Origin of the sequence: Pantoea sp. QMID4, assembly GCF_030270445.1 — a bacterium.
GTDB lineage: Bacteria > Pseudomonadota > Gammaproteobacteria > Enterobacterales > Enterobacteriaceae > Pantoea > Pantoea vagans.
The window spans coordinates 283,837-304,848 of the sequence record NZ_BSXL01000001.1 but is presented as its reverse complement, the minus strand read 5'-3'; the positions used below and the strand labels follow the sequence as shown (position 1 = coordinate 304,848).

Annotated in this window: 21 protein-coding genes; 4 read left to right on the top strand and 17 right to left on the bottom strand. The window is 56.6% G+C overall.

Annotated features, from left to right (window positions below):
• Nucleotides 1-108: 108 nt before the first annotated feature.
• Nucleotides 109-1,056 (top strand): sugar-binding transcriptional regulator, encoded by a 948-nt coding sequence (locus QSK07_RS01475; protein WP_098052742.1) that lies wholly within the window; start codon nucleotides 109-111, stop codon nucleotides 1,054-1,056.
• A gap of 125 nt (nucleotides 1,057-1,181) precedes the next feature.
• On the opposite strand, the gene hisP is transcribed toward QSK07_RS01475, so the two are convergent.
• The 15 genes from hisP to QSK07_RS01400 form a co-directional block, all read right to left on the bottom strand.
• Complete coding sequence (gene hisP / locus QSK07_RS01470; RefSeq protein ID WP_285720254.1) at nucleotides 1,182-1,955, bottom strand: histidine ABC transporter ATP-binding protein HisP; 774 nt, start codon at nucleotides 1,953-1,955, stop codon at nucleotides 1,182-1,184.
• Between the two features lie 8 nt (nucleotides 1,956-1,963).
• Nucleotides 1,964-2,680, bottom strand: a complete 717-nt coding sequence (locus QSK07_RS01465) for an ABC transporter permease (RefSeq protein WP_098052740.1) — start codon at nucleotides 2,678-2,680, stop codon at nucleotides 1,964-1,966.
• On the bottom strand, nucleotides 2,673-3,362 hold the full coding sequence (locus QSK07_RS01460) for a histidine ABC transporter permease HisQ (protein ID WP_033733384.1): 690 nt from the start codon (nucleotides 3,360-3,362) through the stop codon (nucleotides 2,673-2,675). Before QSK07_RS01460 ends, QSK07_RS01465 begins: the two co-directional genes overlap by 8 nt.
• Before the next feature lie 187 nt (nucleotides 3,363-3,549).
• Entirely contained in the window at nucleotides 3,550-4,332 is a 783-nt protein-coding gene (gene argT, locus QSK07_RS01455; protein WP_098052739.1) for a lysine/arginine/ornithine ABC transporter substrate-binding protein ArgT, read from the bottom strand.
• 259 nt (nucleotides 4,333-4,591) lie between these two features.
• Nucleotides 4,592-5,161, bottom strand: coding sequence for a UbiX family flavin prenyltransferase (locus QSK07_RS01450; RefSeq protein WP_013358589.1), 570 nt, complete (start codon nucleotides 5,159-5,161; stop codon nucleotides 4,592-4,594).
• Between the two features lie 113 nt (nucleotides 5,162-5,274).
• Entirely contained in the window at nucleotides 5,275-6,792 is a 1,518-nt protein-coding gene (gene purF, locus QSK07_RS01445) for an amidophosphoribosyltransferase (protein WP_013358590.1), read from the bottom strand.
• A gap of 37 nt (nucleotides 6,793-6,829) precedes the next feature.
• Nucleotides 6,830-7,315 (bottom strand): colicin V production protein, encoded by a 486-nt coding sequence (cvpA, locus tag QSK07_RS01440; protein WP_003854265.1) that lies wholly within the window; start codon nucleotides 7,313-7,315, stop codon nucleotides 6,830-6,832.
• Between the two features lie 264 nt (nucleotides 7,316-7,579).
• Complete coding sequence (gene dedD / locus QSK07_RS01435; protein WP_095706850.1) at nucleotides 7,580-8,362, bottom strand: cell division protein DedD; 783 nt, start codon at nucleotides 8,360-8,362, stop codon at nucleotides 7,580-7,582.
• Complete coding sequence (gene folC / locus QSK07_RS01430; protein ID WP_098052738.1) at nucleotides 8,352-9,620, bottom strand: bifunctional tetrahydrofolate synthase/dihydrofolate synthase; 1,269 nt, start codon at nucleotides 9,618-9,620, stop codon at nucleotides 8,352-8,354. The genes dedD and folC overlap by 11 nt, the downstream gene beginning before the upstream one ends.
• Before the next feature lie 94 nt (nucleotides 9,621-9,714).
• Nucleotides 9,715-10,629 carry an acetyl-CoA carboxylase, carboxyltransferase subunit beta gene (accD, locus tag QSK07_RS01425; RefSeq protein WP_098052737.1) on the bottom strand — a complete coding sequence of 305 codons (915 nt, stop codon included), beginning with the start codon at nucleotides 10,627-10,629 and terminating at the stop codon, nucleotides 9,715-9,717.
• 144 nt (nucleotides 10,630-10,773) lie between these two features.
• Entirely contained in the window at nucleotides 10,774-11,436 is a 663-nt protein-coding gene (locus QSK07_RS01420; protein ID WP_033783739.1) for a DedA family protein, read from the bottom strand.
• A 29-nt stretch (nucleotides 11,437-11,465) separates the two neighbouring features.
• On the bottom strand, nucleotides 11,466-12,269 hold the full coding sequence (gene truA, locus QSK07_RS01415) for a tRNA pseudouridine(38-40) synthase TruA (protein WP_098052736.1): 804 nt from the start codon (nucleotides 12,267-12,269) through the stop codon (nucleotides 11,466-11,468).
• 2 nt (nucleotides 12,270-12,271) lie between these two features.
• Complete coding sequence (locus QSK07_RS01410) at nucleotides 12,272-13,279, bottom strand: aspartate-semialdehyde dehydrogenase (RefSeq protein WP_098052735.1); 1,008 nt, start codon at nucleotides 13,277-13,279, stop codon at nucleotides 12,272-12,274.
• A gap of 173 nt (nucleotides 13,280-13,452) precedes the next feature.
• A complete protein-coding gene (gene pdxB, locus QSK07_RS01405) occupies nucleotides 13,453-14,586 on the bottom strand; it encodes a 4-phosphoerythronate dehydrogenase PdxB (protein WP_285720253.1) in 1,134 nt (377 codons plus the stop codon).
• A gap of 55 nt (nucleotides 14,587-14,641) precedes the next feature.
• Nucleotides 14,642-15,421: an AraC family transcriptional regulator gene (locus tag QSK07_RS01400; protein WP_098052733.1), complete on the bottom strand. Its 780-nt coding sequence runs from the start codon at nucleotides 15,419-15,421 to the stop codon at nucleotides 14,642-14,644.
• A gap of 108 nt (nucleotides 15,422-15,529) precedes the next feature.
• Between QSK07_RS01400 and QSK07_RS01395 the strand changes: the two genes are divergently transcribed.
• Nucleotides 15,530-16,429, top strand: coding sequence for a DMT family transporter (locus tag QSK07_RS01395; RefSeq protein WP_098052732.1), 900 nt, complete (start codon nucleotides 15,530-15,532; stop codon nucleotides 16,427-16,429).
• 213 nt (nucleotides 16,430-16,642) lie between these two features.
• Complete coding sequence (gene flk / locus QSK07_RS01390) at nucleotides 16,643-17,689, top strand: flagella biosynthesis regulator Flk (RefSeq protein WP_275220987.1); 1,047 nt, start codon at nucleotides 16,643-16,645, stop codon at nucleotides 17,687-17,689.
• A gap of 1 nt (nucleotide 17,690) precedes the next feature.
• Here flk and QSK07_RS01385 read toward each other — a convergent pair whose 3' ends face one another.
• Complete coding sequence (locus QSK07_RS01385) at nucleotides 17,691-18,134, bottom strand: rhodanese-like domain-containing protein (RefSeq protein ID WP_285720252.1); 444 nt, start codon at nucleotides 18,132-18,134, stop codon at nucleotides 17,691-17,693.
• A gap of 87 nt (nucleotides 18,135-18,221) precedes the next feature.
• Between QSK07_RS01385 and pdxR the strand changes: the two genes are divergently transcribed.
• Nucleotides 18,222-19,646, top strand: coding sequence for a MocR-like pyridoxine biosynthesis transcription factor PdxR (pdxR, locus tag QSK07_RS01380; RefSeq protein ID WP_285720251.1), 1,425 nt, complete (start codon nucleotides 18,222-18,224; stop codon nucleotides 19,644-19,646).
• 85 nt (nucleotides 19,647-19,731) lie between these two features.
• Here pdxR and fabB read toward each other — a convergent pair whose 3' ends face one another.
• The gene (gene fabB / locus QSK07_RS01375; protein ID WP_098052728.1) at nucleotides 19,732-20,952 is read right to left on the bottom strand and encodes a beta-ketoacyl-ACP synthase I; all 1,221 of its coding nucleotides are present in this window, start codon (nucleotides 20,950-20,952) and stop codon (nucleotides 19,732-19,734) included.
• Between the last annotated feature and the right edge of the window lie 60 nt (nucleotides 20,953-21,012).

The window sequence follows — 21,012 nt, the reverse complement described above, 5'->3', positions numbered from 1 at the left end:
GCCAGGTCACAAATAAAACTTTTGCTCTCTTGGTGAGCTTTTGCTCATTTAGTGCTTTTTATCTCCTGCGACGTTAAGATGTCATCTCGAATTTGACGGAACAGCGTGATGAGCAGAGAAGAGAAAAAGCAGGAGCTGGCCGCACGTGCCGCATGGATGTATTACGTTGCAGGCGTGACACAGCAGGAGATTGCACAGGCCTTAGGATTGTCACGGCAGGTGGCGCAGCGTCTGGTATCCAGTGCACGCGAAATGGGCATGGTGAACGTAAAAATCGATCATCCCGTTACACACTGCCTGCAGCTGGCGCTTGAGATACAGGAGAAGTTTGGTCTGGATTTATGCCGCGTCGTTCCATCGGCCAGTCTTAACGATGTGGCGATTCAACAAATGCTGGCGGTAGAAGGCGCGGCGGTGATGACTCAATTTATTAACGAGGAAGCGCCTCAGGTATTCGGTATTGGTTCCGGTAAAACCCTGCGCTCAATGATCGATGCCCTACCCTGGGTTGATCGCCCGCAGCATCATTGCGTTTCAATGATTGGTGCCATCGCACGGGATGATTCCGGAACACGCTATGACGTACCGTTGAAGATGGCCGAAAAGATGCAGGGTAAGTATTTCTTTATCCCTGCGCCCCTGTACGCCGACACCCCACAGGATAAAGCGATGTGGGTGCAGCATAAGGTGTACCAGCGCGTCATCGATCGTGCATTACAGGCGGACGTAGCCTTTGTGGGTATCGGCGAAGTGATGCCAGGCTGTCCGTTGAATGCCGAGGGGTTTATCACTGACGCGCAGGTCAAGGCGCTAAATGGGCGCGGCGTGGTTGGCGAAATGCTCGGTCACTTTTTCAATCAGCAGGGTGAACGGGTCTGGGGCGAAACGGATGAGCTACTGACCAGCGTGCGGCTGGAAAGCCGGACTCAGCGCAAAATCATTGGCTTTGCGGGGAGCGAGCGCAAGTATCCGGCCATCCGTGCCGCATTACAGGGCGGCTGGATATCCGGACTGGTGACCGATGAGGATACGGCGCTCAAGCTACTGCAGAAGTGATATCGAAGCAAAAATGCAGAGATGGGACAGAACACAGCGCCCTCTCAAATCCGGCTCGCACTGATACTGCGCAGGGCACGTTCCACCAGTGCCCTGCGTCCATCGTCTTAACTCACAGGTAACCGTTACTTCAGCGATCCCTTGAGAAACTGCTGTAAACGCGGGCTTTTCGGACTGCCGAACACGTCCGCAGGTGGCCCCTGCTCTTCGATTTTGCCCTGATGCAGGAAAATCACGTGGCTGGAGACATGGCGGGCAAACTCCATCTCATGGGTCACCACCACCATAGTTTTGCCCTCCTCCGCCAGCTTTTGCATGATGCGCAGCACTTCACCGACCAGTTCCGGATCCAGCGCCGAGGTCGGCTCATCAAACAGCAATACCTCCGGCTCCATCGCCAGTGCGCGCGCAATCGACACACGCTGCTGCTGCCCCCCGGAGAGGTGCACCGGATACTTGGCCTGCGCCCGCCCATCAATACCCACTTTATCGAGGTAGCGGATGGCCCGCTCACGCGCTTCTGCTTTGCTCAGTCCCAGCACCTGAATTGGCGCTTCCATGACGTTTTCCAGCACGGTCATGTGGCTCCAGAGATTGAAATGCTGGAACACCATAGTCAGACTGGTGCGCAATGCGCGCAACTGCTCTTTGTCAGCGACTTTCAGCTGACCATCTTTGTCACGGACCAGCGTGATGTGTTGGTTATTAACCACGAGGGTGCCTTCACTCGGTTTTTCGAGGAAGTTGATGCAGCGTAAAAAGGTACTTTTCCCTGAACCGGACGATCCAATGATACTGATCACATCGCCGGCTTTCGCAGTTAACGAGACCCCTTTCAGCACTTCATGTTCACCGTAACGTTTATGCAATTCGGTGACGCTTAATTTATTGTCAGCCATAGTTCTACTCAATGCGATGAAGAGGGTTTCACGTGGGCCAGCCAGCGACGTTCCGCCAGACGGAACAGGCTGATCAACACGTAAGAGATAATCAGGTACAACACTGCCGCCAGACCAAAGGCGGTAAACGGCTGATAAGTTGCTGAGTTAATATCCCGTGCGACTTTCAGCAGATCCGGCACCGTGGCGGTGAAGGCTAGTGCCGTGGAGTGCAGCATCAGAATCACCTCGTTGCTGTAGACCGGCAGAGCCGTACGCAGCGCGGAAGGCAGGATAATGCAGCGATAGAGTTTAAAGGTGGAGAAACCGTAAGCCCGCGCCGCCTCAATCTCACCGTGGGGTACCGAGCGAATCGCACCCGCAAAGATTTCCGTGGTGTACGCGCAGGTATTCAGGGTAAAGGCGAGCAGCGTACAGTTCAGACCGCTGCGGAAAAAGGCGTTCAGCAGTTCGGTGCCTTTGACAATTTCCAGCGTGTACATGCCGGAGTAGAAGACCAGCAGCTGCACATAGAGCGGCGTGCCGCGAAATACGTAGGTAAAGAGCCAGACCGGAAAGCTGATAAACCGGTTTGACGAAACCCGGGCTATCGCCAGCAGAATGGCCAGACAGCCGCCAATGGTGACTGAGAGAATTAACAGCCACAGGGTGATAGCCACACCGGTAAAACGATAACCGTCTGTCCAGAGCAGCGATTTCCAGTATTCCTGAATAATCTCAATCATAACTCGCCCTCTTCACACCGACCGTATAGCGACGGTTCAGCCACCACAGCACACCGTTCGACAGCGTGGTGAACACCAGATAGATCACACCGGCGACAATGGCGAAGTAGAACGGCTGCCAGGTACTTTTCCCCGCCAGCTGCGTCGCCTTCACCACATCTTCCAGTCCCAGCAGCGAAACCAGCGCAGTGGCTTTCAGGATCACCTGCCAGTTATTTCCGATGCCCGGCAGCGCATAGCGCATCATGGCCGGAAACAGAATGCGGCGGAACACCTGCGCGCCGGTAAAGCCAAACGCAGTGGCCGCTTCAATCTGCCCTTTTGGCACCGCCATAAAGGCGCCGCGGAATGTTTCGGTGAAGTAAGCGCCATAAATAAAGCCGAGCGTGATGATACCGGCCACCATTGGATCGATATCAAACTGCGCCATGCCCAGTGCGTCGGTAACCTGGTTGAGGACAATCTGCAGACCGTAGAAGATTAGCAGCATCAGTACGAGGTCTGGCACGCCACGAATCAGCGTGGTGTAGCCTTCAAAGATCATCGCCAGTGGCCGGCTGCGCGACAGTTTCGCGCCTGCGCCAATCAGGCCCAGCAGCACTGCCAGCACGACGGAGGTGAGCGCCAGCTCCAGCGTCACCAGCGTGCCCCGAAGAATTACATCAGAATAGCCATACAGCATTAAGAGGGTCCTGTCGTGGGGTGAAAACGAAACGCTGCCCGCCAGCGAGACGGGCAGTTTAGCTTTACCTCTCCGTTGCAGATGCCATCCGCCATTAGCGGGTCGGCTCCGGTTTCTGCACCAGGCAGAACCGGCTCAGGCCCGACACAACGGCAGCCGGGTCACAGAGGGTAAAGCGACAGGATGGTTAGTCGCCGTACACATTGAAATCGAAGTATTTCTTCGCAATCTTGTCGTAGGTGCCATCTTTACGCATGTCAGCAAAGGCTTTATCGATGGCGGCTTTGAGTTCGCTGTCATCTTTACGCAGTCCCATCCCGGTTCCGACGCCAAAGATCTTGTCATCTTTCACGGATGGACCGGCGAAGGCGTAGTTTTTACCCACTGGCTGCTTCAGGAAACCTTCGCTGGCCTGCACTTCATCCTGGAAGGCCGCATCAATACGACCGGCATTCAGATCCTGATAGACCAGATCCTGGTTAGCATAAGGGGTGACGTTAACCCCTTTTGGCCGCCAGTTCTGGTTGGCATAGGTTTCCTGCGTAGTGCCCTGCAGCAGACCGATGTTTTTGCCTTTCAGCGACTCAATGGTCGGCTCAATTTTCGATCCCTTCGGTGCCACTAAGCGCGCGTTAGCGGCGTAGAGTTTTTCGGAGAAGGCGATCTCTTCCTGACGTTTTGCTGTGATGGAAAGTGAGGAGATGATGGCATCAATTTTCTTCGCTTTCAGGGAAGGGATCAGCGCATCAAAGTCGCTTTCAACGTATGTACATTGGGTATGAATGCGTTTACAGATTTCGTTAGCGAGATCGATATCGAAGCCCACTAATTTGCCTTGCGCGTCTTTCGACTCAAACGGTGGGTAAGTTGGATCTGTGCCGATACGGATTGAACCCGGCACTGCCGCGAAGACGCTGGCAGCACTGGTTAAGCCCAGCATCAGGGAAAGAGCCAGAACACGCTTTTTCATAGATTACCCTCAAGTGAAGTGCTTTTTGTTATGTGGTTCGTGATGTGTTTGCGCAAAGTAATTTGCATGTTTCATGCCAGTTCTGCAAGTTATCCACGCCGTTAACGTGATGACAGACAGGCGAAAACGCTGTGTTTGTGAGGGGAATATAGCAGTGAAGTAAAAGAGAAAAAGCGACGTTGTTAACTTTTGGTGCGTCAAATGCACGAAGAGTGATCCGAGGCGCGCTTATGCACTAAATAAGTGCGCCGACGGGACGTTATGCACCCTGCCAGCGCATAAAGAGATCTTCCGGTAATTCGATATCGAACTGGTCAATTACCCGGTTAACAGTCTGGTCAATGAGCTGATCGATGGTTTCGGGCCGATGATAAAACGCCGGCACGGGCGGCATGATAATGGCACCCAGTTCAGCCGCGGTGGTCATCATCCGCAGGTGGCCGACATGCAGCGGGGTTTCGCGTACGCACAACACCAGCTTACGCTGCTCTTTTAATACCACATCAGCCGCACGGGTCAGCAATGAGTCACTATAGCTGTGCACAATACCTGAAAGCGTTTTCATCGAGCAGGGTAAAATCGCCATGCCCAGCGTTTTAAACGATCCCGAGGAGATATTTGCTGCAATATCGCGCACGTCATGCACCACATCGGCGAGCGCCTGCACGTCACGCAGCGAATAATCGCTCTCCAGCCCCAGAGTCTGACGTGCTGCCTGACTCATGACCAGATGCGTTTCTACCTCTTCCACCTGCTGCAATACCTGCAGCATGCGCACGCCATAGATCACCCCGCTTGCGCCAGAGATGCCAATGATGAGTCGTTTCATATTTCAACCTTATATCAGCCAATGCGCCATCATACGCGGCCAGCGGGTTTCTGAAAACAAACAGGGCGGGATTGCTCCCGCCCTGCTTTATGCTGCCCGACTATGGATGGGTATCAGCCTTCGTTGTGCAGCTCAAGGTTTTCGACTTCGTTCTGGCGCTGAAGCGCTTTGGCATCATCATTACGCAGCGACTCCAGATACTCCAGATACTGCTGGTCGACATCTTTCGTCACGTAAATGCCGTTGAATACCGAACACTCAAATTGTGCAATGTCCGGATTCTCTTCACGCACCGCTTCGATCAGATCGTCCAGGTCCTGGAAAATCAGTGCATCGGCTTTAATCAGCTGGCGAATCTCTTCCACTTCGCGGCCGTGCGCAATCAGTTCCGTGGCGCTCGGCATATCGATGCCATAGACGTTCGGGAAACGAATTTCCGGTGCTGCTGAGGCCAGGTAAACGCGTTTTGCACCCGCTTCACGCGCCATCTCAATAATCTGCTCTGAAGTCGTGCCGCGCACGATAGAGTCATCCACCAGCAGCACATTCTTATCACGGAATTCAGCGCGGTTCGCGTTGAGCTTGCGGCGTACCGCGCTGCGACGTAACTGCTGTCCCGGCATGATAAAGGTACGACCAACGTAGCGGTTTTTTACGAAACCCTGACGATAAGGCTTATCGAGAATACGCGCAATTTCCAGCGCGATATCGGTAGAGGTTTCCGGAATCGGAATCACGACATCGATATCGAGATCTTCCCACTCACGGGCAATTTTCTCGCCCAACTTGGTGCCCATGCGGACACGGGCGCTGTAGACGGAGATTTTGTCCAGGAAGGAGTCCGGACGCGCAAAATAGACATACTCGAACAGGCACGGATTGCTTTTCGGGTTTTCAGCACACTGGCGGGTCGAAAGCTGGCCGGCTTCAGTGACATAAACCGCTTCACCCGGTGCAACGTCACGGATGAACTCAAAGCCCAGCGTATCCAGCGCGACGCTCTCAGAAGCGACCATATACTCGGTGCGGCCATCGGCGATAACGCGCTTGCCCAGCACCAGCGGACGGATGCCGTTAGGGTCGCGGAAGGCAACCATGCCGTGGCCGATAATCATCGCTACGACGGCGTAGGCACCGCGAACCTGCTGATGTACTGCAGCCACCGCAGCAAAAATGTTGTCAGCTTCCAGCGGATCGTTTTGAAAACGATCTAACTCCTGCGCAAAGATATTCAGCAGGATTTCAGAATCTGAGGTGGTATTAACGTGACGGCGACCCTTTTCAAACAGGTGCTTTCGCAGCACATGGGCGTTGGTCAGGTTACCGTTGTGCGCCAGGGTGATGCCATACGGGGAGTTTACATAGAATGGCTGTGCTTCAGAGGCACTGGAGCTGCCCGCGGTGGGATAACGCGCGTGACCGATCCCCATATTGCCCTGCAATCGCTGCATGTGGCGTGCTTCGAAAACGTCGCTGACCAGGCCGTTTGCCTTTCGCAGGCGAAAACATTTCAGCGCATCGATAGTACAAATGCCTGCGGCATCCTGCCCGCGGTGCTGGAGCACCGTTAACGCGTCATAGATCGACTGGTTGACCGGCATGAAACCGGTGATACCGACAATACCGCACATGTTGTCATTTCCTCATTTAGCCGCACACCCGGTCACATCACCGGGGTAAAAAACTCGACGTGCTTTTCAGGTAATCAAAGAACCACCTGATGATATAACTGAACTCGGGAATGAGTTGAGACTGTTGCCAGTCCGGACTTTTGGAAAAGCCAGTGAATGTATCAAGGAAGAACAGCAAAGCGGCTACGATCAGCACACCACGCAACGCCCCGAAACAGACGCCCAACACCCGGTCGGTTCCCGACAGGCCGGTTTTTTCCACCAGCGTGCCGATAACGTAGTTCACAATGGCGCCCACAATCAGAGTCGCCACAAACAGCACACCGATGGCGATACCGTTACGAACCAGTTCGTCGTCAAAACCTGTAAACCAGACTGCAAGGTAGGCGTAGTAATGACTGGCGACGAAAAACGCGCATCCCCAGGTAACGAGAGATAAGGCTTCCCGGACAAACCCACGAACCAGGCTGACCAGAGCCGAAAAACCAACTACCGCAATAATGACGTAATCAATCCAGATCATGAACTCTTCCAGCGCCAGTGCAATTGCACCCCTGCATCCAGTTCGGGGCGCATTCTAACAGAAAAAGAAAACGTTTGCGTAGCGGTTTTCTTTGTCTGCATCCATAAAAAAGGCGATGAAAAAAACCGCAATCGCCCGTGTGATTCTCAGCCAGACAGGCCGTTGAAAATTGTCACTATTTTATGCAGCGGTGCGCGTTAAGCGCACTGCCTGCCCGGCAAAAGACGCTGCCTGTTACTGCTATCGGCAGCGCCAATGGCCGGTTTAGCGGGCGCTGTACGGCTTAACAACACCGCCCAGTCCTGAGATGCTTTTCAGTTCACCCACCGCGCCTTGCATTTTAGCTTTCGAGGCATCAGGGCCAACGTAGATACGGGTAATCTGGCCCTGAACCGGCGTTGACGGCACGGTAAAGGCGCGATAGCCCGACAGCCGCAACTGCGCGACAATCTCATTCACTTTGCTGGCGTTTTTCAGCGCACCTAACTGCACCACATAAGCCTGACCCGCCGGAGCCGTGGTTTCTGCCGCTTTTGGCGCTTCTTCCTGCTTCGGCTGCTCAACCGCTTTAGGTTGCTCAACCGGCTTCGGTTTGGGCTGCTCGACGACTTTTGGCTTCTGCTGTTCAACCGGCTTCTGCTTAGGCTGCTCGGTGGCCTTTGGTTTCTGCTGCTCTGCCACTTTCGGCTTCGTCACCGTCTGCGCAGGCACAGACTGATGAACCGGCGGCGGCGAGACCACGACCGGATCGCTCTCTTCATCCGGCTGCGTCCGTCCCTGCTCCGCCGTGGCGCTGGTTTTACCATTTCCATTGCTGCTATTGACGGCACTGCCTGCGCCTTCCGGCGGCTGAGCGGGCAGCGACTGGGTGACCGGCGGCACCATTTCGCTGTCCTGCTGATCGTCAGGTTTCGGCACCAGCGGAATGGCGGCGAACTCCTCTTTGTAATGCTTTTTCTGACCATCCAGCAGCCCTGGCAGCACAATCACGCCAACGGCGACCAGAATAACGGTGCCGACTAAACGGTTCTGAAACTTACTTGCCACGTCCTTTCTCCGCTTCAATCGATTCCATGACCTGTGCCACCGTGTGGAATGAACCACAGACCAGCACAGTGTCCTGCGGCACAGCCCGCTCGCGCGCCTGCTGCCAGGCCTTTTCAACCGATCCAAAGGCCTCGCCCTGCGGCAGCGCGTCCAGCAGTTGCTCTGCACTGGCACCGCGCGGACCGTCAAGCGGTGCACAGTACCAGGCATCAACCATTGGAGCCAATGCCGCGAGCGTTCCGGCGATATCTTTATCGTGCAGCATGCCCACGACGGCATGCACGTTGCCGCGTTTCGGCAGCGTCGCCAGTCGCGACGCCAGATAGCCTGCCGCATGCGGGTTATGAGCGACATCCAGAATCACGCGCGGTGATTCACTTATCGTCTGAAACCGCCCTGGCAGCATCGCCAGCGGCAGGCTGGCACGAATCTGCATCTCACTGACATCAAGCCCAGAGACCCGCAGCGCCACCAGCGCGGTCGCCGCGTTAGGCAGCGGTACCTGAGGCAGCGGCAGATCGTTCAGCTCGCCCTGCGCATCACGCAGCGACCAGCTTTCGGCCTGGGCATGCCAGGACCAGTCGCGGTTGCGCTGTAACAGCTGAGCGCCTTTTTCCTGCGCGACCACAGCGATGCTGTGTGGCATATCAGGTTCGCCAACTACCGCCGGTTTCCCTGCCCGAAACACACCCGCTTTCTCTCGCCCGATGCTTTCGCGATCCGGACCCAGCCAGTCGGTGTGATCCAGCGCGATGCTGGTGACGACGGCGACATCTGCATCCACGATGTTGGTGGCATCCAGTCGTCCGCCGAGGCCGACTTCGAGGATCACGACATCCAGTTGTGCCTGGCGGAACAGATTCAGCGCGGAAAGCGTGCCGAATTCAAAGTAGGTCAGCGAAATATCAGCCCGTCCGGCTTCAATCTCCGCAAAGCTGGCGCAGTGCTGCGCTTCACTCAGCTCCTTGCCCTGAACACGGACGCGTTCGGTATAGCGCACCAGATGCGGCGAGCTGTAGACGCCTACGCGGTAGCCTGCAGCAATCAGTAGCGTTTCCAGGGTGCGACAGGTGGTGCCTTTGCCATTGGTACCGGCCACGGTAAAGACAAACGGAGCGGGTTTCAGCAGGTCGAGGCGTTGTGCAACCTGACAAATACGGTCCAGACCCAGTTCGATGGCCTGAGTATGCAGGTGCTCAAGATAATAAAGCCACGTGGCCAAAGGCGACGTGGCTTGAGGAAGGTGAAGATTGTCCATATGTCCCGTTTTGCTTATTTATACCTGGCAGACTGGTGCTGCGGTATACGGTGCATTGGTAAGAGGCGCGACAGGCGCGCCTCTCTATCTCCTGTCAGGCCTCGTTGCTTTCCGATTCAGTCGTCGCGGGAGCGGACGGTTCACCGTCATGCAGCGGTGCCGGCAGGTTCATCATTTTGGCCAGCAGGCTTGCCAGTTTATAGCGCATTTCCGGGCGGCGGATGATCATATCAATCGCGCCCTTCTCAATCAGGAACTCACTGCGCTGGAAGCCCGGCGGCAGTTTTTCACGCACGGTCTGCTCGATGACACGTGGGCCGGCAAAGCCAATCAGCGCTTTAGGCTCCGCAACATTGAGGTCACCCAGCATGGCGAAACTGGCCGAAACCCCCCCCATGGTCGGGTCAGTCAGCACAGAAATATACGGAAGACCACGCTCCTGCATTTTTGCCAGTGCCGCACTGGTTTTCGCCATCTGCATCAGCGACTGTAGCGCTTCCTGCATACGGGCACCGCCACTGGCGGAGAAGCAGATCAGCGGACAGTTATCTTCCAGCGCCTGCTCAACTGCACGTACAAAGCGTGCACCAACGACAGAGCCCATTGAACCGCCCATAAAGGCAAATTCAAACGCTGCCGCAACTACCGGCATACTGTGCAGCTGACCTTTCATCACGACCAGCGCATCTTTCTCGCCGGTATCTTTCTGTGCGGCGACCAGACGATCTTTATACTTCTTGGAGTCGCGGAACTTCAGAAGATCTTTGGGTTCAAGTTCACTGCCAAGCTCAACCATCGTGCCCTGATCGAGGACACTGTTGAGACGCTCACGCGCGTGCATACGCATGTGATGGTCACACTTCGGGCAGACCTCAAGGTTACGCTCCAGCTCGGCGCGGTAAAGAACCTGGCCACAACTGTCACACTTGGTCCAGACCCCTTCCGGGATACTGGCTTTGCGCACAGGCGTTCCGGTGCTTTTATTAAGAATGCGTTCAATCCAGCTCATTGATGACCTTTCTGTTTAAAACTGACCTGGTCCAGTCGTCTTGATACTGCTGAAAACCGCTTCAGCAGACGGTAAATGTCGCTCATTAAACCACAACCTGTTCAGACTGTGGATAAAAATCTGGTCTTACCCCTGAGCGAAGTCTTACGGCAGCTTCTGCTGCTTAGCCTGACGGCGATGACGCCAGACTTCAATCACACCTGGCAGAATCGAGACCAGGATAATGCCCACAATCAACAGCTTCAGGTTTTCCTGCACCACCGGCAGATCGCCGAACAGGTAACCGGCATAGGAGAACAGCAGCACCCATAACAGCGCACCGGTCACGTTGAACAGTGCGAAATGGCGATAGGACATATGGCCCATACCGGCAACAAACGGCGCGAACGTACGGACGATCGGCACAAAGCGCGCCAGGATAATGGTTTTTCCGCCGTGACGGGCATAAAACGCATGGGTTTTATCCAGATGGCTGCGACGGAAAATTTTTGAGTTCGGGTTACTGAACAACCGTTCGCCAAACAGGCGACCAATGGTGTAGTTCACTGCATCGCCCAGCACCGCGGCTACCACTAACAGTGCCACCATCACATGCACATTGAGATCGTTACCCGGCAGTGCAGCCAGTGCACCCGCCACAAATAGCAGCGAATCGCCTGGCAGGAATGGCGTCACAACCAGCCCGGTTTCGCAGAACAGAATCAGGAACAAAATAGCGTAAATCCAGATACCGTACTGTGCAACCAGCTCGGCCAGATGCACATCGATGTGCAGAATAAAATCGACCAGAAAATGGAGAAACTCCATAGCGCGCCCTTTTAAGTCCTGAAAGTGAATTAATCCGTGAGGAACAACGGTCCCATCAACGGCTGTGGTAACGCAAAGTGGGATGGGTAATCCACCGCCACCAGATACAACCCCTCTGCCCGGGCTGTGGCTGCGGCTAACGTCCGATCCTTCGCCGCCAGCAGCGTTGTCATCCATGACTCCGGCTTATTGCCGCAGCCTATCTCCATCAGGCTGCCCACGATATTGCGCACCATGTGATGCACAAAAGCGTTGGCTTTGATATCCACAATCACGTAGGGACCCTGACGCGTTACGCTGAGGTGAATCACGTTGCGCCAGGGTGTACGTGACTGGCACTGCACCGCGCGGAATGAGGTGAAATCATTCTCGCCTAACAGACATTGCCCGGCGCGCTGCATCTTCTCTGCATCCAGTGGATGATAAAAGTGTGTCACGCCCTGTGCCAGCACTGCCGGACGCAGACGCTGATTGTAGATCAGGTAGCGATAGCGTCGGGCCGTGGCGCTGAAGCGGGCATGGAATTCATCCGGCACCGCTTTCACCCAGCGCACTGCAATATCTGGCGGCAGATTGGCATTCACGCCCAGCGTCCAGGCGCCATCAGGTCGCTGCGACGTGGTCTCGAAATGAACCACCTGCCCCGTGCCGTGCACGCCCGCATCGGTGCGGCCAGCACAAAAAATGCTGACCGGATGATCGGCGACTTTCGACAGCGCGCGCTCTACCTTCTCCTGTACGCTGCGGACTTCATTCTGGCGCTGCCAGCCGTAGTAACGACTGCCGTCATACTCGATGCCGAGCGCCAGTTTTTGCGTCTGACCATCGGACATGCTTACAGATACTCCTGAACCAGTTTCTCAGCGGTTTTCACCGCCATCAGCGCGCCGCCAAAACGAATGTTGTCCGCCACTGACCAGAACTGCAGCAGCTCCGGAATACCGTAGTCGTTACGCACAGAACCGATGCTCAGTTCGCCGTTGCCAGACGCATCCGTCACCGGCGTCGGCACGTCATCCTCTTCGCTCAGACGAATATCGGACGCCAGCGCCAGCTCGGCCCGCGCTTCTTCCGCAGAGAGCGGGCGCAGGTTTTCGATATGTACAATCTGCGCATTACCGTAGAACACCGGAGCCTGTACGCTGCTGACCGCAATCGGTAAGCCTTCGTCCTGCAATACCTTACGCACCTGATCAATCAGACGACGTTCGCTTTCCACGCTGCCTTCTGCATCGGCCTGCTGGGGCATCAGGTTAAACGCCAGCTGACGACCAAAATGGTGTTCATCGGCCGGGATACCATTCAGCAGACGGGCACTTTCTCCGGCCAGCGCATCCACCGCCACTTTGCCGTAGCTGGAGACCGAGATCAGGTTAGTGACCTGTAAACGACTCAGACCGGCCGCATCGACCAGCGGTTTTATCGCGGTCAGCAGCTGGCTCACCAGGTTGTCCGCCACGCTGATGATGTTGCGATTACGATAATCGGCCAGTACCTGCGGGTTCACATCCGGCACCACCAGCGGCACATCAGGTTCCAGCGCAAACAGCTCGCTGCTGTCGATCACCAGACAACCCGCGTTGGCCGCTTCATCGGCAAAACGTGCCGAGGCATCACGGCCTGCCACGAAAAAGGCCAGCTGCGCCTGTGACCAGTCGAACGTCTCTGCGTTGTCGACCCGCACCGAGCGGCCCTCGTAACGCTTGATTTCGCCCGCGCTGTTTTCGCTGGCCAGCAAATACAATTCACCAACCGGGAACTGGCGTTCCGCCAGCAGTTCCAGTACAGCGTTCCCTACTGCGCCTGTTGCGCCCAGTAGCGCAATATTCCAGCCGTCAGACATGTTGGTTTACTCCAGACAATGACATAAAAACAGAAGGCGGTGATATTCACCGCCCAGGGATTCAGATTTATCCCCCCCGAAACCTGCCGCCACACTGGCAGGCATGGATTATGCGCGTTTTCTGGTCACCGACTGATTCAGTGCAGAAAACGGTCCCATGCCTGCAGCGCCCGTTACTTCGGGAAGTAGATTGCGTTAAAGCCCAGCTGGTTCAGCATCTCAGCCGTTGAGGCGTCATCACAGTTGACCTGCAGCGAAAACCACTCGCGGCGCTCCAGATACTGCTTGCGCAGGCGATCAAACTCGCCGGGTTTCGCCGCCACTTTACGTAGCGGGGCATCATCGCGGCGCACATCATACACCAGATGCACCAGGCGTTTCAGTGTTGGCTGATCCAGGGGACCATTCAGGGTGATTTCACTGAATTCCGGCTCCGGCAGTAAGGTACTAAGCGGCACCTGCTGCGGCTGACCGATAAAGTCGCACCAGGCTTCAAAGACCTGCGTGGTGCCACGTGCTTTGCCTTCCAGCGTGTAGCCCGCAATGTGCGGCGTGGCGATGTCGACCTTATCCAGCAGCGCCAGCGAGAGATCCGGCTCCGGCTCCCAGACGTCCAGCACCACGCTGAGGTCATGGCGCATGTTCATCACCTCCAGCAGCGCGCCGTTGTCCACGACCGGGCCGCGACAGGCGTTGATCAGAATGGTGTTGGGCTTCAGCGCCATCAGCAGCGCTACATCCGCCAGATGCCAGCTTTTGTAGGGGCCATCTTTAAACAGCGGCGTGTGGAAGGTCAGAATGTCTGCCTGCTCTGTCACCGCCTCCAGTGACAGAAAATCGCCTTCGTCACCGCGATCGGCGCGTGGCGGATCGCACAGCAGGGTTTTAATGCCCCAGGCTTCCAGCCGCTTCTGCAGCCGCCCGCCAACGTTACCGACACCGACAATGCCGACTGTGCGGTCACGCAGCTCAAAACCATCGCGCTCCGCCAGCAGCAGCAGCGCAGAGAAAACATATTCCACCACCGCGATGGCGTTACAGCCGGGGGCAGCAGAGAACGTAATGCCCGCCTGCTGCAGCCAGTTCTCATCGATATGATCGGTGCCCGCCGTCGCGCTGCCGACAAATTTCACCGGCTTTCCAGCCAGCAGCGATTCATTCACCTGGGTGACAGAGCGCACCATCAGGCCATCGGCATCGGCCAGTTCAGCCACCGGCAGCGGACGCCCTGGCACCGCGACCACGTCGCCGGTGCGGCTGAATAACTCACGGGCATAAGGCATATTTTCATCGACCAGAATTTTCACCACGGCTTTCCTGTGTGTTACATGTGAGGCAATTATTCTGGCACAAAGCGACGCGTTAACCTAACCGCGCACGGTAGCGATCGGGCGTGGTGCCTGCCTGTTGCTGGAACATTACAATCAGCGCCGAGGCGGAACTGTAACCCAGCTCATGGGCGATACTCTGCACACTTTCTCCCTGCTCCAGCAGCACGATGGCACGCAGAAACCGCAGGCGCTGCCGCCACTCACCAAATGTCATATGCAGATGCTGCTGGCAGCGCCGCGCCAGCGTCCGTTCGGTCGTAAAGACCCGCGCTGCCCAGCCCGCCAGCGTGGTGTTATCGCCAGGGTGCGCTTCCAGCGCATGTAACACCGGTGCCAGAAATTTATCATCTGAAGTCGGCAGATAACTCTCCTGCACCTGCGCCAGCTTCAGACGATCGCGCAGCACCTCGCACAGCCGCCACTGCGCATCCGTAGCGGGTTGCTCAATTTGCTGCTCAGCGAAATCGTCCATGATGGCATGTGCAATGGGATCCACCAGCATCAGACAGGCGCGCCGGGGTAAATCGGCGCAGAGCGATGCCGCCAGATTAAAAGTGCGGAACTGCGCCTGACGATGGTTATAGCTACTGTGCAGCTGACCTGGCGGGATCCAGACCGGAATGTCGGCCGGCGTCAGCAAGCGCTCGCCCTCGACCTGCATCTCCAGAACGTGGCTTTTCACCATGATCAGCTGGCCCCAGGCATGTGAATGTGGCAGATATTCGGTGCGGGCATTGGCCTGTTCATCGCGCATAAAGTAGCGTAACTGCGGCGCATTCACCGGCGGCTGGTAGGTCACTTTCAGGCTCATTCTGTCCGCTCATTCGCTCATTTTGTCCGATATTAACTATCTGGATAAATCCGGACAAGCGTACACTGCGCCTCATTAATAACGTGTAATGATGTATGGAGAGTCAGCATGTTTTTCCTTTACCCACTCTTTGCGGTGATGATCTGGTCGATCAACTCAATTGTCAGCAAACTGTCGGCCAGTGCGATCGATCCGGCAGCGATCTCATTCTATCGCTGGTTGCTGGCGCTGCTGGTGCTGACCGCCTTTGTGCTGCCTGGCGTGTGGCGCACGCGTCAGACAATCAAACCGCACCTCTGGCGGCTGGCGATCCTTGGGCTGCTCGGCATGGTGCTCTATCAAAGCCTCGCCTATTATGCTGCACACAGCGTCAGCGCGCTCTTTATGGGCATTATCGGCGCGCTGATCCCGCTACTCACCGTACTGCTGAGTGTGGTTATCCTGCGAATTGCGCCAACGCTCGGTATCCTGCTCGGCAGTATCATCTCTTTTTGCGGGCTGGTGTGGCTGGTCAGTGAGGGTGACGTGATGCAACTGCTGAATCACGGCATGGGCAACGGTGAACTGATGATGCTGGCCGCTTCCACTTCCTATGCGCTGTATGGCGTCCTGACTAAACGCTGGGCGCTGCCACTGCCAATCTGGCAGAGTCTCTATGTGCAGATCGTATTCGGCGTACTGCTGTTGCTGCCCGGCTTTTTACTGGCACCAGACGTGTCGCTTAACTGGCAAAACCTGCCACTGGTGGCGTTTGCCGGGCTGTTCGCCTCCATCATCGCGCCCTTCTTATGGATCCACGGCGTGCAGCGCCTGGGGGCCAGCACCACCAGCATCTTTATGAATCTGACGCCGTTGTTTACCGCACTGATCGCCGTACTGTTTCTGCATGAGCAACTGCACAGTTACCACTGGATTGGCGGGGGTCTGACGCTGGGCGGTGTGATACTGGCGCAGCGGCTGCGTACACCTTTAACCCGGCATAAACCGGTAACTCAGCCACCATCCTGAATCGCACCCGCTGCGGATTACGGAGGATGGCTGCGGTGAGTAAAGATGCAGCTGAAAGTAGTGGTAAATAAAGGCGGCTGAGGTTCACAACTGAAGCGTAAATCTCGCGCCGAAACGCGAGTCCCCCGTGGGATTTCACGAGGGCTTTTGCTATCATGGCCTATTCGTTTTCCGGCGCACCCCACGCTGTTCTGTTTTCCCAAGGAATCCGCCATGCAACCTCTCAGCGGCCCCGGTGCGCCGGTCGATCGTTCATCTGTCAATCCGCAAACCGGCTTGCACCGTCACGGTTCTGTGGCGGGCGAACAACCTCTCTCCCCTGCCCAGCGCACGACGTTAGAGCGCCTGATCGTGCGTATCTTATCGCTCAGCAATCTTAAAGCGCCTGAACTCTGGGCGGGCGTCCGTCATGAAGTGGGTGTAAAGAGTGAAGCCGAGTTACAGTCGCGTCATTTTCCGGCTGCAGAACAGTATCTGAATAGTCGCCTGACGCAGGCGCAAAACGGCCATGGCACCCGCCAGCTGATGACTCAGCTCACTGAGTTGCTGCCGAAAGGTAATAACCGCCAGGCCGTCAGCGATTTTATCCGTCAGCAGTTTGGTCAGACCGTCCTGAGCGCGCTAAGCCATGATCAGCTGCGCCAGGTGCTGACCATGCTGCAGAATGGACAGATGACGATTCCCCAGCCGCAGCAGATCCGCGTCAGCGATCGCACGCTGCTGCCTGCCGAGCACCATACCCTGAATCAGCAGGTGGTGCGCCTGGCCGCTGCAACCGGCGAATCCACCGGTAAGCTGTGGTCGGCGGCGCTGAAACTGGTGAATCTGACCAGCGGCGACCCGATCCCTTCACGCCACTTCCCGCTGCTGACACAGTATCTGCAGGTGCGCCAGACGCTGAGTCAGCACAGTGCACCGACGCTGCAATTGCTGGAAGCGTCCCTGAAGCAGCCGCTCGATCAGCAGGAACGGCAGCAACTGGAGGATTACAGCCAGCAGCGTTTTCAGGCGACGCCGCAGATGGTTCTGACCACGGCACAGACGCAGGATCTGCTGAACTTCCTGTTCAGCCGTCGCGCTGACCGGGCAGAAAAACTTTTCGAGCAGCCGCTGGCACCCAGCGATATTAAACCTCAGCCGATCTGGTCACCCTTTGTTGCATCGCTGCCGCCCGCGATACAACCGCTGGCGCAGCGTCCCCTGCTGGGATTCTTTGTCGCACTGGTGGTCATCACCCTTTTACTCTGGCTGGTACTCTGAGTCAGCAACCGCAGGATGCTATGGGCGCGGCGGGAGGCCATTCCCCCGCTGCTTCACCCCAGGTCAGCGGATGACCGTCACGTTTCCAGAAATCCAGCCCGCCAATTAACTCCTTCACCTGAAATCCCAGCGATGCCAGTTTCCAGGCCGCTTTCGTCGAGCCGTTACAGCCAATACCGTCACAATAGGTGATAAACACTTTACTGCGATCGAGTCGCGCCGTTGTACTGGCATCCATTCCGCGATGCGGAAAGTTTATTGCGCCGCAGATATGACCGGCACGATAAGCCTCCGGCGCACGGGCATCGATCACCACTATTTCTGGTGCCTGACGGGCCAGGTCGTCTGCCAGATCCCAGGCGTCGGTGTAATAAGCGAGTTTTGCCTGCAGATAATCGAGGCTTTGCTGCGGCGTGGCGGCCGGAATCTGTAAAACCGATGACATAGCGATTCTCCTGTTGTGGTGAAGTCGCAGTTTACGGCAAAGTGGACTGCTTACTGATACCCATTATCCAGCACGGTTAAGACCCATATGCCTTCACCACTGTTACAACTTTTCCAGCACCAGGCCAGTGGCGGCGTGCGTGAGCGGCTCTGCTCTACCCTGCGGCTGGCGATCAACCGTCACCATTTGCACGCCGGTCAGCAGTTACCCTCCAGCCGGCAGCTGGCGCAGGATCTGCAGGTGTCTCGTGTGACGGTGGAAGCCGCCTACGGACAGCTGGAAAGTGAGGGCTACCTGCGTCGCGAAACCGGTCGCGGCACCTTTGTGGCTATCATCATCCCCGCCAGCCCCCTATCCGCACCGGTACGGCCTCAGCCCGCCCGTTTTTCGGCGCGGGGCCAGCAGGTACTGGCAACCGGCGGCTGCCAGGATCCCCCGTTTCCACACGCATTCGCCGCCGGCTCACCGGAATTACGCGCTTTTCCCCACGACACCTGGCGGCGCCTGAGCAACAGCGTGCAGCGTTCAATGGGCAGCGCGGCAATGGGATACGGCGATCCCTGCGGCTATATGCCGTTACGCAGCGCACTCGCTGATTATCTGGCGCTCTCACGCGGCGTAACGTGCCAGCCGGAGCAGGTCATCATTCTGACCAGTTCACAACAGGCGCTGCAGTTGCTCGCGATGATGTTCGTCGATCCTGGTGATGAGGTATGGATGGAGGAGCCAGGCTATCCCGGAGCACGCAATGCCTTTATGGCCGCAGGTGCACAGGTGCGCGGGATTGCGGTTGATACCGAAGGTGCCCTGCCCGCCAGCGGCAGTGCAAAGCTGATGTATCTGACGCCATCGCATCATTACCCTACCGGCATCACGCTCAGCCTGCCGCGGCGTCTGGCATGGATCGACTGGGCGCAGCGAAACCAGTGCTGGTTAATCGAAGATGACTACGACAGTGAGTTTCATTACGACGAACGGCCTGTTCCTGCGCTTCAGGGACTGGATCGCCATCAGCGGGTGATCACGCTGGGCACCTTCTCAAAGTCGCTGTTTCCCTCTCTGCGTCTGGCCTGGATGGTGGTGCCGCCCGCGCTGATTACACCCATGGGTCAGGCACGCAGCGTGCTCGATGGGCACAGCGCCCTGCTGCCACAGGCTGTCACCGCCGCCTTCCTGCAGCAGGGACATTTCGCCAGCCATCTGCGGCTGATGCGTCAGCTCTATCGCAGTCGTCGCGATCGCTTACTTGAGCAGATCGAGCAGCGGCTCTCGCCATGGCTCACGCCGTTAGCCAGCGGCGGCGGATTACAGCTGACGGTGAAATTGCAGAAGGACGAAGCACGCTTAACCGCGCTGGCGGCACAAGAAGGTCTGCTATTACCACGTCTCAGCCCGCTCTATGCAGGACCTGCGCCTCAGCAAGGCTGGCTGCTGGGCTTTGCCGCGCTGGCGCCTGACGAGATTGTGGCAGGATGCGATAAGTTGCTGCGGCTGCTGCAGCGGAAGGCTTAGTACCGAGGGGTAAACGAGGTCACGCAGAGGGGCTGAAAAACAAAAAGGGCCGGCAAGCCGGCCCTTCAGCGTACTGACGTAATGATTACGCCTGATATTTACGCAGGGTCAGGGTGGCGTTGGTGCCGCCGAAACCAAAGCTGTTAGACATCACGGTGGTCAGCTCTTTTTCCATCGGCGCTGTGACGATGTTCATACCGGTTGCTGCCGCGTCCAGGGAGGTAATGTTGATGCTTGGCGCAATAAAACCATGCTCCAGCATCAGCAGCGAGTAAATCGCTTCCTGCACGCCAGCGGCACCCAGCGAGTGGCCGGTCATCGCTTTGGTCGCAGAAATGTATGGCGTGTTATCGCCAAACACTTCACGAATCGCACCCAGCTCTTTCACATCACCTACCGGAGTAGAGGTTCCGTGGCTGTTCAGATAGTCGATTGGCGTATCGACACCGTTCATCGCCATCTTCATGCAGCGCACTGCGCCTTCACCTGATGGGGCAACCATATCTGCACCGTCTGACGTCGCGCCGTAACCAACGATTTCGGCATAGATGTGCGCACCACGTGCCAGCGCATGCTCCAGCTCTTCAACCACCACCATGCCACCGCCACCGGCAATAACAAAGCCGTCGCGCTCATTGTCATAAGTACGTGACGCTTTCTCAGGCGTGTCGTTGTAACGGGTAGAGAGCGCGCCCATGGCGTCGAACTCACAGGCCATTTCCCAGCACAGCTCTTCGCCGCCGCCCGCAAAAACGATATCCTGTTTGCCGAGCTGAATCTGCTCAACGGCATTACCGATACAGTGCGCAGAGGTGGCACAGGCGGAGCTAATCGAGTAGTTTACGCCATGAATTTTGAATGGCGTGGCGAGGCAGGCAGAAACGCCAGAGGCCATCGCTTTGGTGACCACATAGGGGCCAACCGCTTTCAGGCCACGTGGGCTGCGCATAGCATCCGCACCAAACACCTGGAAGCGAGGAGAACCGCCGCCTGAACCAGCAATCAGACCCACGCGTGGGTTGCTCTGATACATTTCAGTGGTAAGGCCGGAATCTTTAATCGCTTCTTCCATGGAAAGATAAGCATAGATGGACGCATCACTCATAAAACGCACAACTTTGCGATCGATGAGGCCGGAGGTATCTAATTTAACGTTACCCCAGACGTGACTACGCATGCCGGAATCTTTCATCTCTTCAGAAAAGGTGATGCCAGAGCGTCCTTCACGCAGAGATGACAGCACCTCTTGCTGGTTATTACCAATACTGGAAACGATCCCTAAGCCAGTAATCACAGCACGTTTCATTCAATCTTCCTCATCCACTTCTTCTTAATTGGCTTGCACTCTAGCGTACACTTGTACGCC

Coding starts and splice junctions, on each gene's coding strand:
- QSK07_RS01475 (WP_098052742.1), top strand. CDS start 109: ATGAGCAGAGAAGAGAAAAAGCAGGAGCTGGCCGCACGTGCCGCATGG.
- hisP (WP_285720254.1), bottom strand. CDS start 1,955: ATGGCTGACAATAAATTAAGCGTCACCGAATTGCATAAACGTTACGGT.
- QSK07_RS01465 (WP_098052740.1), bottom strand. CDS start 2,680: ATGATTGAGATTATTCAGGAATACTGGAAATCGCTGCTCTGGACAGAC.
- QSK07_RS01460 (WP_033733384.1), bottom strand. CDS start 3,362: ATGCTGTATGGCTATTCTGATGTAATTCTTCGGGGCACGCTGGTGACG.
- argT (WP_098052739.1), bottom strand. CDS start 4,332: ATGAAAAAGCGTGTTCTGGCTCTTTCCCTGATGCTGGGCTTAACCAGT.
- QSK07_RS01450 (WP_013358589.1), bottom strand. CDS start 5,161: ATGAAACGACTCATCATTGGCATCTCTGGCGCAAGCGGGGTGATCTAT.
- purF (WP_013358590.1), bottom strand. CDS start 6,792: ATGTGCGGTATTGTCGGTATCACCGGTTTCATGCCGGTCAACCAGTCG.
- cvpA (WP_003854265.1), bottom strand. CDS start 7,315: ATGATCTGGATTGATTACGTCATTATTGCGGTAGTTGGTTTTTCGGCT.
- folC (WP_098052738.1), bottom strand. CDS start 9,620: ATGGACAATCTTCACCTTCCTCAAGCCACGTCGCCTTTGGCCACGTGG.
- accD (WP_098052737.1), bottom strand. CDS start 10,629: ATGAGCTGGATTGAACGCATTCTTAATAAAAGCACCGGAACGCCTGTG.
- QSK07_RS01420 (WP_033783739.1), bottom strand. CDS start 11,436: ATGGAGTTTCTCCATTTTCTGGTCGATTTTATTCTGCACATCGATGTG.
- truA (WP_098052736.1), bottom strand. CDS start 12,269: ATGTCCGATGGTCAGACGCAAAAACTGGCGCTCGGCATCGAGTATGAC.
- QSK07_RS01410 (WP_098052735.1), bottom strand. CDS start 13,279: ATGTCTGACGGCTGGAATATTGCGCTACTGGGCGCAACAGGCGCAGTA.
- QSK07_RS01400 (WP_098052733.1), bottom strand. CDS start 15,421: ATGAGCCTGAAAGTGACCTACCAGCCGCCGGTGAATGCGCCGCAGTTA.
- QSK07_RS01395 (WP_098052732.1), top strand. CDS start 15,530: ATGTTTTTCCTTTACCCACTCTTTGCGGTGATGATCTGGTCGATCAAC.
- flk (WP_275220987.1), top strand. CDS start 16,643: ATGCAACCTCTCAGCGGCCCCGGTGCGCCGGTCGATCGTTCATCTGTC.
- QSK07_RS01385 (WP_285720252.1), bottom strand. CDS start 18,134: ATGTCATCGGTTTTACAGATTCCGGCCGCCACGCCGCAGCAAAGCCTC.
- pdxR (WP_285720251.1), top strand. CDS start 18,222: ATGCCTTCACCACTGTTACAACTTTTCCAGCACCAGGCCAGTGGCGGC.
- fabB (WP_098052728.1), bottom strand. CDS start 20,952: ATGAAACGTGCTGTGATTACTGGCTTAGGGATCGTTTCCAGTATTGGT.